Genomic DNA, 252 nt, shown 5'->3' on the forward strand with positions numbered 1-252 from the left:
CCCCGCCCCGGCGGCTACCTCGCCAACCTCAGCCAGGGCGGCAGCGCCGAAGCCAACGACGACCACCACCTCGTCGCCGACCACTGCCGGCGCATCGCCGAGTCCCTGGGCGCCCAATGGCTGTGCGTCGACTGGCTCACCACCCCCGCCGGCCCCGTCCTCAACGAATGGAGCACCGCCCACGGCGGCTTCACCCACCTGCCCCAGCCCCAGCGCGACCAGGTCGCCGACGCCTTCTTCACCTGGATCCAC

Annotated in this window: 1 protein-coding gene; it reads left to right on the plus strand. The window is 73.0% G+C overall.

What is annotated here, in order from left to right:
• Nucleotides 1-252 (plus strand): ATP-grasp domain-containing protein (locus VM95_RS38295; protein WP_045706412.1); only part of this gene is annotated, 252 nt, incomplete at both ends.

The sequence above is a fragment of the Streptomyces rubellomurinus genome, from assembly GCF_000961885.1.
Lineage (GTDB): Bacteria > Actinomycetota > Actinomycetes > Streptomycetales > Streptomycetaceae > Kitasatospora > Kitasatospora rubellomurina.